This is a genomic window from Burkholderia cepacia, assembly GCF_001039005.1.
GTDB lineage: Bacteria > Pseudomonadota > Gammaproteobacteria > Burkholderiales > Burkholderiaceae > Burkholderia > Burkholderia theae.
Genome location: NZ_LDWR01000041.1, coordinates 291233 through 306508, shown reverse-complemented (window position 1 = coordinate 306508; position 15276 = coordinate 291233). Strand labels below are relative to the sequence as shown.

Genomic DNA, 15276 nt, shown 5'->3' with positions numbered 1-15276 from the left:
CGAGAGCGATCCTCACATTCCAGGACCCAGGAGACGAGAATGTCCGCTGTACCGAACGAAGTGATGAAATATGTCGCCGCCGAACGTGACGACGACCCGCAAGAAACCGTTGAGTGGCTGGAGTCGCTCGATGGCGTAATCTCCTCCGTGGGCACTGGCCGCGCGCATTACCTGATCGAAAAGCAGATCGAGTTCGCCCGCATGCACGGCGAACACCTGCCGTTCTCCGCGAATACCCCGTACATCAACACGATCCCGGTCTCGGGCCAGGCGAAGATCCCGGGCGACCAGGACATCGAGCACCGCATCCGTTCGTACACGCGCTGGAACGCGCTGGCGATGGTGCTGCGCGCGGGCAAGGACACGAACGTCGGCGGCCACATCGCGTCGTTCGCGTCGGCCGCGACGCTCTATGACGTCGGCTACAACCACTTCTGGCACGCAGCGTCCGACCAGCACGGCGGCGATCTCGTGTTCGTGCAGGGCCACTCGTCGCCGGGCGTGTATTCGCGCGCGTTCCTGCTCGGCCGCCTGAAGGAAGAGCAGCTCGACAACTTCCGCCAGGAAGTCGACGGCAACGGCATTTCGTCGTACCCGCACCCGTGGCTGATGCCGGACTTCTGGCAGTTCCCGACCGTGTCGATGGGCCTCGGCCCGATCATGGCGATCTACCAGGCGCGCTTCATGAAGTACCTGCAGGCGCGCGGCATCGCAACGACGGAAGGCCGCAAGGTGTGGGCGTTCCTCGGCGACGGCGAGACGGACGAGCCGGAATCGCTCGGCGCGATCGGGATGGCGAGCCGCGAGAAGCTCGACAACCTCGTGTTCGTGATCAACTGCAACCTGCAGCGTCTCGACGGCCCGGTGCGCGGCAACGGCAAGATCATCCAGGAACTGGAATCGGAATTCCGCGGCGCCGGCTGGAACGTGATCAAGGTCATCTGGGGCAGCCGCTGGGATGCGCTGTTCGCGCGCGACAAGTCGGGCGCGCTGATGCGCCGCATGATGGATGTCGTCGACGGCGAATACCAGACGTACAAGTCGGAATCGGGCGCATTCGTCCGCGAGCACTTCTTCAACACGCCTGAACTGAAGGCGCTCGTCGCCGACTGGTCGGACGACGATATCTGGGCGCTGAACCGCGGCGGCCACGATCCGCACAAGATCTATGCGGCGTTCCACGAAGCCAGCAACACGAAGGGCGCGCCGACCGTCATCCTCGCGAAGACCATCAAGGGCTACGGGATGGGCGAGTCGGGTCAGGCGATGAACATCACGCACCAGCAGAAGAAGCTGCCGGTCGAGCAACTGAAGAAGTTCCGCGACCAGTTCCGCCTGCCGATCACCGACGAACAGATCGCCGACGTGCCGTACCTGAAGTTCGAGGAAGGCTCGAAGGAACTCGAATACATGCGCAAGCAGCGCATGGACCTCGGCGGCTACCTGCCGCACCGCCGCGAGAAGGCGACGTCGCTGCCGGTGCCGGCGCTCGACGCGTTCGAGCCGCTGCTGAAGGGCACGGGCGAAGGCCGCGAGATCTCGACGACGATGGCGTTCGTGCGGATCCTGAACATCCTGCTGAAGGACAAGGCGCTCGGCAAGCGCGTCGTGCCGATCGTCCCGGACGAATCGCGTACGTTCGGCATGGAAGGCCTGTTCCGCCAGATCGGTATCTGGAACCAGCAGGGCCAGAAGTACGTGCCGGAAGATTCCGACCAGCTGATGTTCTACAAGGAATCGGAAACCGGCCAGATCCTGCAGGAAGGCATCAACGAAGCGGGCGGCATGTGCGACTGGATCGCGGCGGCGACGTCGTACTCGACGCACGGCGAGATCATGGTGCCGTTCTACATCTTCTACTCGATGTTCGGCTTCCAGCGGATCGGCGACCTCGCATGGGCCGCGGGCGACATGCGCTCGCGCGGCTTCCTGCTCGGCGGCACGGCGGGCCGTACGACGCTGAACGGCGAAGGCCTGCAGCACGAAGACGGTCACTCGCTCCTGTGGGCGGCATCGGTGCCGAACTGCGTGAGCTACGACCCGACGTTCGGTTATGAACTCGCGGTGATCATCCAGGACGGTCTGCGCCGCATGGTGCAGGATCAGGAAGACGTGTACTACTACGTCACGGTGATGAACGAGAACTACGAGCACCCGGCGATTCCGCAGGGCGAGCACGTGGCGGCCGACATCATCAAGGGCATGTACGCGTTCAAGAAGGCTGACGCCGACAAGAAGGCGCCGCGCGTCCAGCTGCTCGGCGCGGGCACGATCTTCAACGAAGTGATCGCTGCCGCCGACCTGCTGAAGAACGACTGGGGCGTCGCCGCCGATCTGTGGAGCGTGCCGAGCTTCACCGAGCTCGCGCGCGAAGGCCATCAGGTCGAGCGCTGGAACCTGCTCCATCCGACCGAAGAGCGCCGCCTGTCGCACGTGCAGAAGTGCCTGAAGGACACGCAGGGCCCGGTCATCGCATCGACCGACTACGTCCGTGCGCTGGTCGACCAGATCCGCGGCCAGGTCGATCGCCGCTTCGTCGTGCTGGGCACCGACGGCTTCGGCCGCTCGGATACCCGCGAGAAGCTGCGTCACTTCTTCGAGGTCGACCGTCACTGGGTCACCGTCGCGGCGCTCAACGCGCTGGCCGACGAAGGCACGATCGAGCGCAAGGTGGTCGCGGAAGCGATTGCCAAGTACAACCTCGATCCGTCCAAGCCCAACCCGATGACCGTTTAACGCACACGCCGTGTGATGCCGCGCGCCGCTTCCGCGAGAAGCGCGCGCGGCCATGGAGACAGAAACAGATGAGTCAAGCGATCGAAGTGAAGGTGCCGGATATCGGCGATTACAAGGACGTGCCGGTGATCGAGATCGGCGTGAAGGTCGGCGACACGGTCGAGCCCGAGCAGTCGCTCGTCACGCTCGAGTCGGACAAGGCGACGATGGACGTGCCGAGCCCGGTAGCGGGCGTCGTGAAGGAAATCAAGGTCAAGGTGGGCGATTCCGTGTCGGAAGGCTCGCTGATCATCCTGCTCGAAGGCGGCGCCGCGGCGCAGGCCAATGGTGCGGCCGCGCCGGCCGCAGCGCCGGCACCGGCCGCAGCAGCACCGGCAGCCGCACCGGCAGCAGCCGGCGGCACGCTCGAAGTGAAGGTGCCCGACATCGGCGACTACAAGGACGTGCCGGTGATCGAGATCGGCGTGAAGGTCGGCGACACGGTCGAGAAGGAACAGTCGCTGGTCACGCTCGAGTCGGACAAGGCGACGATGGACGTGCCGAGCCCGGCCGCCGGCGTCGTGAAGGAAATCAAGGTGAAGGTGGGCGACTCGGTGTCCGAAGGCACGCTGATCGTGCTGCTCGACGCCGCAGGCGCACCGGCTGCCGCACCGCAGGCGAGCGCACCGGCTCCGGCCGCTGCCGCGCCGGCACCTGCCGCCGCACCCGCGCCGGCGGCATCTGCACCGGCGCCGGCTGCAGCCGCACCGGCTGCCGCGCCGTCGGGCGAATACCGCGCAAGCCACGCATCGCCGTCGGTGCGCAAGTTCGCGCGCGAACTCGGCGTCGAAGTCGCACGCGTGCAGGGTTCGGGTCCGAAGGGCCGCATCACGAAGGAAGACGTCACGGGCTTCGTGAAGGGCGTGATGACGGGCCAGCGCGCAGCGCCGGTCGCGGCAGCCGCGCCGGCAGGCGGCGGCGAGCTGAACCTGCTGCCGTGGCCGAAGGTCGATTTCTCGAAGTTCGGCCCGTTCGAGGCGAAGCCGCTGTCGCGCATCAAGAAGATCTCGGGCGCGAACCTGCATCGCAACTGGGTGATGATCCCGCACGTCACGAACAACGACGAAGCGGACATCACCGAGCTCGAGGCGCTGCGCGTCCAGCTGAACAAGGAGCACGAGAAGGCGGGCGTGAAGTTCACGATGCTCGCGTTTGTGATCAAGGCGGTCGTTGCCGCGCTGAAGAAATTCCCGACCTTCAACGCGAGCCTCGACGGCGACAACCTCGTGTTCAAGCAGTACTTCCACGTCGGTTTCGCCGCCGATACGCCGAACGGCCTCGTCGTGCCGGTGATCCGCGATGCGGACAAGAAGGGCCTCGTCGACATCGCGAAGGAAATGAGCGACCTGTCGAAGGCCGCGCGCGACGGCAAGCTGAAGCCGGACCAGATGCAGGGCGGCTGCTTCTCGATCTCGTCGCTCGGCGGGATCGGCGGGACGAACTTCACGCCGATCATCAACGCGCCGGAAGTGGCGATCCTCGGGTTGTCGCGCGGCCAGACGAAGCCGGTGTGGGACGGCAAGCAGTTCGTGCCGCGTCTCATGCTGCCGCTGTCGCTGTCGTATGACCATCGCGTGATCGATGGCGCGGAAGCCGCGCGGTTCAACGCGTATCTCGGCGCGTTGCTCGGCGATTTCCGTCGCATCATTCTTTGATGAGCGGGGAGTTGGCTCGCGGGGGCGTGGGTTTTTTATGTCGGTTATCCACGCTTCGTCGTTGAACCTGTATTGCTAACGGTCTGTCAGCGTCGCCCCTGCGCGGGGCGGCGGTCACTTTTCTTTGTCTTCCAAAGAAAAGTAACCAAAAGAAAGGCGCGTCCTTGGGCGGACGGCAAAGGTGGTTCTGCCCAGGTTCCTGTTCTTTTGTTCGGCCGTCTTCGGTTCATCGCGGGTTTCTCCCTCTCTGTCTGCAGCTAATCAAGAAGGGGACAGTAATGAGTCTCATCGAAGTCAAGGTTCCGGATATCGGCGATTTCAGCGGCGTCGATGTCATCGAAGTCAATGTGAAGCCGGGCGACGTGATCGAAAAAGAGCAGACGCTCATCACGCTCGAATCGGACAAAGCCTCCATGGAAGTGCCCAGCGACGTCGCCGGCACCGTCAAGGAAATCAAGGTCAAAGCCGGCGAGAAAGTCTCGCAAGGCACCGTCATCGCCATCGTCGAAGCCTCGGCAGGCGCGGCCGCACCCGCGAAAGCACCGGAACCGGCCAAGCCCGCAGCGGCTGCACCGGCACCGGCCGCAGCCGCTCCGGCACCCGCGCCGCAAGCCGGCAGCTACGCCGGCGCAGCCGACATCGAGTGCGACATGCTCGTGCTCGGCGCCGGCCCCGGCGGTTACTCGGCCGCGTTCCGCGCAGCCGATCTCGGCATGAAGACGGTGCTCGTCGAACGCTATTCGACACTCGGCGGCGTGTGCCTGAACGTGGGCTGCATCCCGTCGAAGGCGCTGCTGCACACGGCGCTCGTCATCGACGAAGCCGCGGCGCTCGCGTCGCACGGCATTTCGTTCGGCAAGCCGGAAGTCGATCTCGACAAGCTGCGCGACTTCAAGGGCGGCGTCGTCAAGAAGCTGACGACGGGCCTCGCCGGCATGGCGAAGGCACGCAAGGTCGAAGTGGTGACGGGCGTCGGCGCATTCGTCGATCCGTATCACATGGAAGTGCAGGGCGAAAACGGCAAGAAGGTCGTCAAGTTCAAGCAGGCGATCATCGCAGCAGGCTCGCAGGCCGTGAAGCTGCCGTTCATGCCGGAAGACCCGCGTGTCGTCGATTCGACGGGCGCGCTCGAACTGCGCCAGCTGCCGAAGCGCATGCTCGTGATCGGCGGCGGCATCATCGGCCTCGAAATGGCGACGGTGTACGCGACGCTCGGCGCCGAAATCGACGTCGTCGAAATGATGGACGGGCTGATGATGGGCGCGGACCGCGACCTCGTGAAGGTCTGGGAAAAGTACAACGCGAAGCGCTTCGGCAACGTGATGCTGAAGACCAAGACGGTCGGCGCGGAAGCGAAGGAAGACGGCATCTACGTGAAGTTCGAGGGCGAAAAGGCGCCGGCGGAAGCGCAGCGCTACGACCTCGTGCTCGTCGCGGTGGGCCGCAGCCCGAACGGCAAGAAGATCGGCGCCGACAAGGCAGGCGTCGCCGTCACGGATCGCGGCTTCATCGACGTCGACAAGCAGATGCGCACGAACGTCCCGCACATCTTCGCGATCGGCGATGTCGTCGGTCAGCCGATGCTCGCGCACAAGGCCGTGCATGAAGGCCATGTCGCAGCGGAAGCCGCGCACGGCGAGAAGGCGTACTTCGACGCACTGCAGATCCCGTCGGTGGCGTACACCGATCCGGAAGTGGCGTGGGCGGGCAAGACGGAAGACCAGTGCAAGGCCGAAGGCATCAAGTACGGCAAGGCCGTGTTCCCGTGGGCCGCTTCGGGCCGCGCGATCGCGAACGGCCGCGACGAAGGCTTCACGAAGCTGATCTTCGACGAGGAAACCCATCGCGTGATCGGCGGTGCGATCGTCGGCCTGAACGCGGGCGACCTGATCAGCGAAGTGTGCCTCGCCGTCGAGATGGGCGCGGACGCGGAAGACATCGGCAAGACGATCCATCCGCACCCGACGCTCGGCGAATCGGTCGGCATGGCCGCCGAGCTGTACGAAGGCGTCTGTACGGACCTGCCGCCGCAGCGCAAGAAGTAACGCGACCTTCACGGCCGGCCATGCGCCGGCCACGAAAAAACGCCGCCGCCCGGGCAATCCGGGCGGCGGCGTTTTCTTTGGTCCGCGGCCGGCGTTCAAACGACCGTTCGAGCCCGGCAGTCGGCGGCCGGTTTGTGCGTGTTCCGGCGCCGGAAACGAAAAAGCCGCGCTGTGCGCGGCTCTTTCAGGAGCAGGGGACGCTTACGCGGCCGGCTTGCTCGTACGACGTGCAGCAGCGGCGGTAGCAGCCTTCGTTGCGACGGCAGCAGCGGCGTTGAAGTTCGTCTCGGCGATTTCGACGGCTTGCTTCGCAGCCTTCTGAACCGTTTCGTACGTGGTGTTCGCAGCGTTCAGTGCCGACTTCAGCGCGGCGACAGCCGTTTCCGAACCGGCCGGGGCGTTCTTCGCGACGTTGTCGACGAGTGCCTGGACCTTCTTGTTCTGCTCTTCGAATTGCGCTTCAGCAACCTTCGCGAATTCGGCTTGCGTCGACGACGCGATTTCGTACAGGTGACGGCCGTACGACAGCACCTTTTCCGCGACCGGCTGCGACAGGCTCGCTTGCAGCGCGATCAGTTCCTGCGCGTCCTTCACCGACAGCAGGCGCTGTGCGTTTTCCTGGCCTTCGGCCAGCGTCGACTTCACGACCTGCAGGTTGAGTTCGATCAGCTTTTCGACGCCTTCGAACGCCTTGGTCGTCAGACCGAACAGGCTTTCGAGGTTGGCTTTCTGTGCAGCGGCGATTTGCTCGGGGGTCAGCAAGGACATGTCCAGCTCCTGAAAAGCGATCGCGTCGATCGCTGGGTAAAGGGCACTACGACGGGGAACCTCGGATGCGCGTGCTTTGTGCAACGCAGCAATGAAGCGTATTTTAGGGCAGAGAAAACGGATGTCAAGTATTTTTTGTGCGTTGCACAATCGCGACAAATTATCGATAAAACAACGAGTTATCGTGGTCGTTCGGAATCGGTTTCACGCGCGATCCCACATGGTGCGCACGGCTGCGGGGCAAGCGCGGCGCACCATGAGCATGCACAGGTAAACCTGACAGGCCCATGGAACGTTATCCTTCTGTTCCTGTCGAAAAGCGCGCCGTTTCGATGTGCGTGCCGTGGCGACGTGCCGCCGCCACGGTCGAGACCGGCGCCCCTAGCACGCCGAGCGCCGGATACGTAGTTTCCCCGCTTTAAATCGCCTCCGAAGTGACGTTATCTCAATTAACCGGGTGGTAATCGGGAGACGGGTACTGTCGGGCAGCGCATCCCATGAATTTTTTCGATGGGAGCGGGAGGGTCGATTTGCCAGAGGTTGGCCGACCCTTATATTCCGGTTTAACGACGATCGGTAAGTGCCTAATATTGCTCTTTTTTTCAGCTTTAACTACACTTGCGGAAACCTCCCGCCCGCTTTGTCCAGACCCCAATGAAAGCCGAATCGTTTTCACCGCGCAGATTGTTGCAGAGCATGACGCTCGGCACGGCTGTGTCGGTCGCAGTCGCCTTGCTGGCGACCACCGCGTCCGTCGCGCCTGCTGACGCCTTTGCCGCCACTGCGAGTACCCAACAAGCCGCCAAGAAAAAGGCCGCCGCTCCTGCTTCGTCCGCGAAGAAGAAGTCGGCCAAGGCAAGCTCCGAGAAATCCGCCAAGGTCGCCGCGGCCGATGCGCCGCGCGCGAAGGCGTCGCGCAAGCGCGTGACGCTCGCGGCGAACGTGCACGGCGTCCACCGCGGCGCGGTCCGCAAGGTCGCGTTCCAGCCGCGTCGTCCGACCGTCGGCCAGGCGTTCGGCCTGCACGACACGCCGGACGCGCTCGCGCTGCGTTCGAGCGTCGCGTACGTCGTCGACCAGAATTCCGGCGAGCCGCTGTTCGACAAGAATTCGCACGCCGTCGTGCCGATCGCGTCGATCTCGAAGCTGATGACGGCGATGGTCGTGCTCGACTCGAAGTCGCCGATGACCGACCAGATCGAAGTCACGGACGAAGACCGCGACTATGAAAAGGGCACGGGCTCGCGCCTGTCGGTCGGTTCGGTGCTGTCGCGCGAAGACATGCTGCATATCGCGCTGATGGCGTCGGAAAACCGTGCGGCCGCCGCGTTGTCGCGTTACTACCCGGGCGGCCGTCCGGCGTTCATCGCGGCGATGAACGCGAAGGCGAAGTCGCTCGGCATGGCCGATACGCACTTCGAGAATTCGACCGGCCTGTCGAGCTCGAACGTTTCGAGCGCGCGCGATCTGGTGAAGATGGTCAATGCGGCGTACCAGTACCCGATGATCCGCCAGTTCTCGACCGATCGCAGCTACGAGGTGAACACGGGCAAACGCAATCTCGCGTACAACAGCACGAACGCGCTGATCCGCGGCAACGGCTCGTGGGACATCGGCCTGCAGAAGACGGGCTTCATCAACGAAGCAGGCGAATGCCTCGTGATGCAGGCGACGATCCACGGCCGGCCGATGGTGATGGTGCTGCTCGATTCGTTCGGCAAGTATTCGCGCTTCGCCGACGCGGCGCGCCTGCGCAACTGGCTCGATGCCGGCGGCGGCGAGCGCCTGACGGCTGCCAACACGCCGAACGGCGGAACCTGATCGTGCCGCGGCGGTTCGCCGCCGCGCCGACGGATGAAAAAAAGCCCCGCAATCGCGGGGCTTTTTCGTTCCGGAGTGCCGGGGCCGGTGGCGCGGCTTACGCCTGCCGCTGCAGTCCGTCCGTATCCTTCGTGGGTGCCGGCCGGTAACCGAGCGATTCCGAGATGGTGAGGGCCGTCCGGCTCAGCTGGCCGAGCCACGCGTCCTGCAGGCGATCGGCCGGTGCCGACAGTGACAGGCCCGCGACGAGCTTGCCCGAATCGTCGTAGATGCCGGCAGCGATACAGCGCACGCCGAGCTCCAGCTCCTCGTTGTCGCGTGCGCACGATTGCTGGCGGACGATCGTCAGCTCGCGCTCGAGCTTCGCGATGTCGGTGATGCTGTTCTGCGTATGGCCGGACAAGCCGGTGCGCGTTGCATAGGCGCGCACGCGCGACGTTTCGTCGGCCGCGAGGAACAGCTTGCCGACCGACGTGAGGTGCAGCGGCGCGCGGCCGCCGATCGCGCGGACGACCTGCATCCCCGAGCGCTCCGAATACGCACGCTCGATATAGACGATCTCGTCGCCCTGGCGCACCGACAGGTTCACGGTCTGCCCGGTGAGGCGGTGCAGCTCGCGCATCGGCGTCAGCGCCGCGTCGCGTACCGACAGGCGCGCCTTCACGAGGTTGCCGAGTTCGAGCAGCCGCATGCCCAGGCGGTACGTGCCGGGATCGGAGCGGTCGACGAGACGGCAGGTCACCATGTCGTTGAGGATGCGGTGCGCGGTCGACGGATGCAGCTCCGTGCGCTGCGCAAGCTCCTTCAGGCTGACGGGGTCGCTGTGCGCGGCGAGCGCGTCCAGCAACCGCATCATGCGTTCGATCACCTGGATCGACGTTTTTGAATCCGGGGTGGATTGGCTCATGTCGGGGGAGAAATCGGTTGACGCGGCAAGCGGTGTTGCAACGATTGTATCTCGTATTGTGAAAAAAGCGAACGCCGTTCGAGGAAGTCCTCGTTTCGCGCACAGCGGGCTTGCGCACGAACCGGCGTTGGTCTTGCTGGCCAAACGGCGGATAATGAGAGCCGTTTTCTCGAAGGAGCACGTATGCGAGTCGGTTTGTTCGTGACCTGCCTGGTCGATCTGATGCGCCCCGAAATCGGTTTCTCGGCGCTCAAGCTGATTCGCGACGCCGGCTACGAGGTGATCGTGCCGCCCGCGCAGACCTGCTGCGGCCAGCCGGCGTACAACTCGGGCGACCGCGCGCTCGCGCGCGATCTCGCGGAGAAGACGCTGCGCGAGTTCGAGCAGTTCGATTACGTCGTCGCGCCGTCCGGTTCGTGCGGCGGGATGATTCGCGCGCACTATGGCGACCTGTTCCGCGACGACCCCGAACTGATGGGGCGCTATGGGCGGTTCCAGCAGAAAGTCTACGAACTGACCGATTTCCTCGCGAACGTCGCCAGGGTTTCGCTCGAGCCGGGCGAGTTCACCGGGCCCGTCACCTATCACGACTCGTGCTCGGGCCTGCGCGAGCTCGGCGTGAAGGCGCAGCCGCGCGCGCTGCTCGCGCAGCGCGGCGTCGCGCTCACCGAGATGAAGGACTGCGAGCACTGTTGCGGCTTCGGCGGCACGTTCGCGGTCAAGTACGGCGACATTTCGGCGGCCATCGCGGACCAGAAATGCGCGAATGTGCGAGCGTCGGGCGCGGGCACCGTCGTGCTCGGCGATCTCGGCTGCATGCTGAACATCGAAGGGCGGTTGCGCCGCACCGGCGACCGCGACACGCGCGTGCTGCACGTCGCGCAGGTGCTGGCGGGCGACGTCTGACGCCCGGTTCCGCTCACTTTCCTCCCCCGATACCGCGATGCAAGTCCAATCGATGCATTTCAAGGCGCGCGCCGGCCAAAAGCTGGCCGACCAGCGCCTGCAGCAGAACCTGAAGAAGCTGTCGACGAAGTTCGTGTCCGCGCGCGCCGACGCGATGACCGCGATCGACTTCCCGGCCACGCGCGCCGCGCTCAAGGCGCGCCGCAACCGCGCGCTGGAGAATCTCGACGTGTGGCTCGAGGCATTCGAGCGCGAGGCGACGCGACGCGGCACGACGGTACTGTTCGCCGAAACGACCGCGGATGCCGCGCGGCTCGTGGCCGACATCGCGCGCCGTCACGACGTGAAGAAGGTCATCAAGACCAAGTCGATGGTGTCGGAGGAAATGCGCCTGAACGCGGTGCTCGCGGAGATGGGTGTGCAGTCGATCGAGACGGACCTCGGCGAATACATCCTGCAGATCAACGACAACGAGCCGCCGAGCCACATCATTGCGCCCGTCGTGCACAAGGACAAGGACGAGATCGCCGACCTGTTCGCGCGTACGCACCATCGCGAGCGGCTCACCGAGATTCCGGACATGACGCGCGAGGCGCGCGAAGTGTTGCGCCCGCATTTCATGTCGGCCGACATGGGCGTGACGGGCGGCAACTTCGTGATCGCCGAGACGGGTTCGGTCGCAATCGTGACGAACGAAGGGAACGAGGGGATGTGCACGGTGATGCCGCGCGTGCATGTCGCGGTGACGGGCATCGAGAAGGTGTTGCCGACGCTCGAGGATCTCGCGACCGCGATGCGCCTGTTGCCGCGCTCCGCGACGGGGCAGAAGACGTCGAACTATTTCTCGCTGCTGACCGGGCCGCGCGGCCCGGGCGACGAGGATGGCCCCGAACACAATTATGTGGTGCTCGTCGACGGCGGCCGCACGGGGCTGATCGGCGGCGAGTTCCAGGAGATGCTGCGCTGCATCCGCTGCGGCGCGTGCATGAACCATTGCCCGGTTTACCAGAAGGTCGGCGGCCATGCGTACGGCTGGGTCTATCCGGGCCCGATGGGGTCGGTGCTGACACCGAGCTACGTCGGCCTCGACCGCGCGCTCGACCTGCCGCAGGCCGCCACGCTATGCGGCGAATGCGACAGCGTGTGCCCGGTCGGGATTCCGTTGTCCGGCCTGCTGCGCACGCTGCGCGAAAAGCAGGTCGAACGACACCTGCGGCCGTGGCGCGAGCGAGCGGCGCTCGCCGCATGGGGCTTCTTCGCGCGGCGGCCGATGCTGTATGCGCTGACGACCAAGCTCGCGGTGCGCGTCCTCGAACGGCTGGGCGGCAACGGCGGCACGCTGCGGCGCCTGCCGATGATGGGCGGCTGGATGAACACGCGCGACATGCCGACACCGACAGGGCGCACGTTCCGCGAACTCTACGCGGCGTCGCAAAGCCACCTCGGCTGATGACTGTTCATCGGGCGGCAACAGTGCGTTCGCTATTTGCATATTTATCTCGATAGATGCGGTCTATAGAATCCTGTCTGTAGTCCCCGGAATTGGGTTTCGGGGAACGAGGTCAAGGAGGTCCGCATCATGAGAAAGACAATATCGATGTACTGGCCGCTGGTTATCGTGGTTCCGCTGGCTGCGGCTGCCTATCTGCACGCAATGGCCGATGCGCCGTCGCGCGGCCCGCTCGCGGTTCACCAAGCGTCCGCCGAGCTGGCGCGCGCGGTGTCGTTCGGGCTGGTCGACGACGCGGCGAAGCCGCTGCCGGCCGCATCCGGCGACGTCGCGCTCGCGGCGCCGAAGGCGCTGTAATGCACGGCGCCGTCGCTTGGCGCGGCGGCGCGATTTCGGGCGCCTTTGTATAATGGCGTGTTCTTCTTCCACGCGGTCCGCCGCGGCTTTTCGATAGTGCGATGACCCGCGTTGCGATCTGTTTCGTCTGTCTCGGCAACATCTGCCGTTCGCCCACCGCGGAAGGCGTGATGCGCCATCAGGTCGACGCGGCCGCGCTGGCCGACCGGATCGCGATCGATTCGGCCGGCACCGGCGACTGGCACGTGGGCGAGCCGCCCGACACGCGTGCGCAGGCCGCCGCGCACAGCCGTGGCTACGATCTGTCGGCGCTGCGTGCGCGGCAGGTGGGCGCGGCCGATTTCGAGCGTTTCGACCTGTTGCTCGCGATGGACGAAGCCAATCTCGCGGAATTGCGCCGGCGCTGCCCGCCGCGGCATCGCGACAAGGTGCGCCTGCTGATGGAATTCGCGCCGGACACGACCGAAACCGAAGTGGCCGATCCGTATTTCGGCGGCGCGCAGGGCTTCGAACAGGTGCTCGATCAGGTCGAACGCGCGTGCGCGGGCCTGCTGGAGACGCTTCGGGCCCGCACGGAGCGTTGATCGCGCGGTATTCAGCGATCTGCGAATACCCTATCAAAGGCATGGATACTTGACTAAATCTGTCAAATATTTATACTTGACCAAAATCGTCAAGATTGCAGTCCCCTAGACACCATGAGACTCACCACCAAAGGCCGTTTCGCCGTCACGGCGATGATTGACTTGGCACTGCGCCAGGAGCAGGGCCCGGTGACGCTTGCAGGCATCAGCCAGCGCCAGCGGATTTCGCTCTCGTATCTCGAACAGCTGTTCGGGAAGCTGCGCAGGCATGAAATCGTTGAATCCGTGCGCGGCCCGGGCGGCGGCTACAACCTCGCGCGTCGCGCGCAGGACGTCACCGTTGCCGACATCATCATTGCGGTCGATGAGCCGCTCGACGCCACGCAGTGCGGCGGCAAAGGCACGTGCGACGGCTCGAAGCAGCCCGACGGCCATTGCATGACGCACGAGCTGTGGTCGACGCTCAACCAGAAGATGGTCGAATACCTCGATTCGGTGTCGCTGCAGGATCTCGTCGATCAGCAGCGCGCACGCGAGGGTGCCCCCGCGGTGCTGCGCGATCGGCGCACGGCGGAGCCCGTCGCCGCGCCGGCCGAGCCGGTGCGCACGATGCCGCTCGGCCCCAATTCGGTGTTCAACATCGCGAGTTCGTGAGCGCCAACGCGCCCGCCATACCCCATAACGCACATAGTCCCTGCACAGAATACCCGGAGCGACAGATGACCCAAGAGACTCTCCACCTGCCCATCTATATGGATTACAGCGCGACGACGCCCGTCGATCCGCGCGTGGTCGACAAGATGGTGCCGTATCTGCGCGAGCAGTTCGGCAACCCGGCGTCGCGCAGCCACGCATACGGCTGGGACGCGGAGCGCGCGGTCGAGGAAGCGCGCGAGCAGGTGGCCGCGCTCGTGAACGCGGATCCGCGCGAGATCATCTGGACGTCCGGCGCAACGGAGTCGGACAACCTCGCCATCAAGGGTGCCGCGAACTTCTACAAGGGCAAGGGCAAGCACATCATCACGGTGAAGACCGAGCACAAGGCCGTGCTCGACACGTGCCGCGAGCTCGAGCGCGACGGTTTCGAAGTCACCTACCTCGACGTGAAGGATGACGGCCTGATCGACCTCGACGTGCTCAAGGCAGCGCTGCGCCCCGACACGATTCTCGTGTCCGTGATGCACGTGAACAACGAGATCGGCGTGATCCAGGACATCGAGACGATCGGTGAGATCTGCCGCGAGAAGGGCATCATTTTCCACGTCGACGCCGCGCAATCGACCGGCAAGGTCACGATCGACCTCGCGAAGCTGAAGGTCGACCTGATGTCGTTCTCGGCACACAAGACCTACGGCCCGAAGGGCATCGGTGCGCTGTATGTGCGCCGCAAGCCGCGTGTGCGCATCGAGGCGCAGATGCACGGTGGCGGCCACGAGCGCGGCATGCGTTCGGGCACGCTGGCGACGCACCAGATCGTCGGCATGGGCGAAGCGTTCCGTATCGCGCGCGAGGAAATGGCGACCGAGAACGAGCGCATCCGCATGCTGCGCGACAAGCTGCTGCGCGGCCTGTCGCAGATCGAGGAAACGTACGTGAACGGCGACATGGAACACCGTGTCCCGCATAACCTCAACATCAGTTTCAACTTCGTCGAAGGCGAGTCGCTGATCATGGCGATCAAGGACGTCGCGGTGTCGTCGGGCTCCGCGTGCACGTCGGCGTCGCTGGAGCCGTCGTACGTGCTGCGTGCGCTCGGCCGCAACGACGAGCTCGCACACAGCTCGATCCGCTTCACGGTCGGCCGCTTCACGACGGAGCAGGATGTCGACTTCGTGATCAATTTGCTGAATGGCAAGATCGCGAAGCTGCGTGAACTGTCGCCGCTCTGGGAAATGCACCAGGAAGGCATCGATCTGTCGACGATCGAATGGGCCGCACACTAATACCGCATTGAATGCACCCGCGGGCGGATTGGCGCACGCAGCGTAACGAGTCAAGGAGTCTGAGT

At 64.8% G+C, this 15276-nt stretch carries 12 protein-coding genes; 10 read left to right on the top strand and 2 right to left on the bottom strand.

What is annotated here, in order from left to right:
- Positions 1 to 39: 39 nt before the first annotated feature.
- The 3 genes from aceE (at position 40) to lpdA (ending at position 6475) form a co-directional block, all read left to right on the top strand.
- The gene (gene aceE / locus VL15_RS23180) at positions 40 to 2736 is read left to right on the top strand and encodes a pyruvate dehydrogenase (acetyl-transferring), homodimeric type (protein ID WP_048248782.1); all 2697 of its coding nucleotides are present in this window, start codon (positions 40 to 42) and stop codon (positions 2734 to 2736) included.
- A 68-nt stretch (positions 2737 to 2804) separates the two neighbouring features.
- Positions 2805 to 4430 (top strand): dihydrolipoyllysine-residue acetyltransferase, encoded by a 1626-nt coding sequence (gene aceF, locus VL15_RS23175; RefSeq protein WP_048248780.1) that lies wholly within the window; start codon positions 2805 to 2807, stop codon positions 4428 to 4430.
- A 278-nt stretch (positions 4431 to 4708) separates the two neighbouring features.
- Positions 4709 to 6475, top strand: coding sequence for a dihydrolipoyl dehydrogenase (gene lpdA, locus VL15_RS23170; RefSeq protein ID WP_048248778.1), 1767 nt, complete (start codon positions 4709 to 4711; stop codon positions 6473 to 6475).
- Positions 6476 to 6676: 201 nt separating this feature from the next.
- On the opposite strand, the gene VL15_RS23165 is transcribed toward lpdA, so the two are convergent.
- The gene (locus VL15_RS23165; protein WP_048248776.1) at positions 6677 to 7243 is read right to left on the bottom strand and encodes a phasin family protein; all 567 of its coding nucleotides are present in this window, start codon (positions 7241 to 7243) and stop codon (positions 6677 to 6679) included.
- 654 nt (positions 7244 to 7897) lie between these two features.
- On the opposite strand from VL15_RS23165, the gene pbpG reads away from it, so the two are divergent.
- Positions 7898 to 9064, top strand: coding sequence for a D-alanyl-D-alanine endopeptidase (gene pbpG / locus VL15_RS23160; protein ID WP_048248774.1), 1167 nt, complete (start codon positions 7898 to 7900; stop codon positions 9062 to 9064).
- 97 nt (positions 9065 to 9161) lie between these two features.
- On the opposite strand, the gene VL15_RS23155 is transcribed toward pbpG, so the two are convergent.
- Positions 9162 to 9971, bottom strand: coding sequence for an IclR family transcriptional regulator (locus VL15_RS23155; protein WP_048248773.1), 810 nt, complete (start codon positions 9969 to 9971; stop codon positions 9162 to 9164).
- Between the two features lie 183 nt (positions 9972 to 10154).
- Between VL15_RS23155 and VL15_RS23150 the strand changes: the two genes are divergently transcribed.
- The 6 genes from VL15_RS23150 to VL15_RS23125 all read left to right on the top strand — a co-directional run bounded on the left by VL15_RS23150 (position 10155) and on the right by VL15_RS23125 (position 15211).
- Positions 10155 to 10877 (top strand): (Fe-S)-binding protein, encoded by a 723-nt coding sequence (locus tag VL15_RS23150; protein WP_048248771.1) that lies wholly within the window; start codon positions 10155 to 10157, stop codon positions 10875 to 10877.
- A gap of 37 nt (positions 10878 to 10914) precedes the next feature.
- Positions 10915 to 12327 (top strand): lactate utilization protein B, encoded by a 1413-nt coding sequence (locus tag VL15_RS23145; protein ID WP_048248769.1) that lies wholly within the window; start codon positions 10915 to 10917, stop codon positions 12325 to 12327.
- 129 nt (positions 12328 to 12456) lie between these two features.
- Entirely contained in the window at positions 12457 to 12684 is a 228-nt protein-coding gene (locus tag VL15_RS23140) for a hypothetical protein (RefSeq protein ID WP_048248768.1), read from the top strand.
- Positions 12685 to 12785: 101 nt separating this feature from the next.
- Entirely contained in the window at positions 12786 to 13268 is a 483-nt protein-coding gene (locus tag VL15_RS23135) for a low molecular weight protein-tyrosine-phosphatase (protein WP_048248766.1), read from the top strand.
- Between the two features lie 114 nt (positions 13269 to 13382).
- Entirely contained in the window at positions 13383 to 13922 is a 540-nt protein-coding gene (gene iscR, locus VL15_RS23130; protein WP_048248765.1) for a Fe-S cluster assembly transcriptional regulator IscR, read from the top strand.
- Positions 13923 to 13987: 65 nt separating this feature from the next.
- Positions 13988 to 15211: an IscS subfamily cysteine desulfurase gene (locus tag VL15_RS23125; RefSeq protein WP_048248763.1), complete on the top strand. Its 1224-nt coding sequence runs from the start codon at positions 13988 to 13990 to the stop codon at positions 15209 to 15211.
- Positions 15212 to 15276 lie beyond the last annotated feature (65 nt).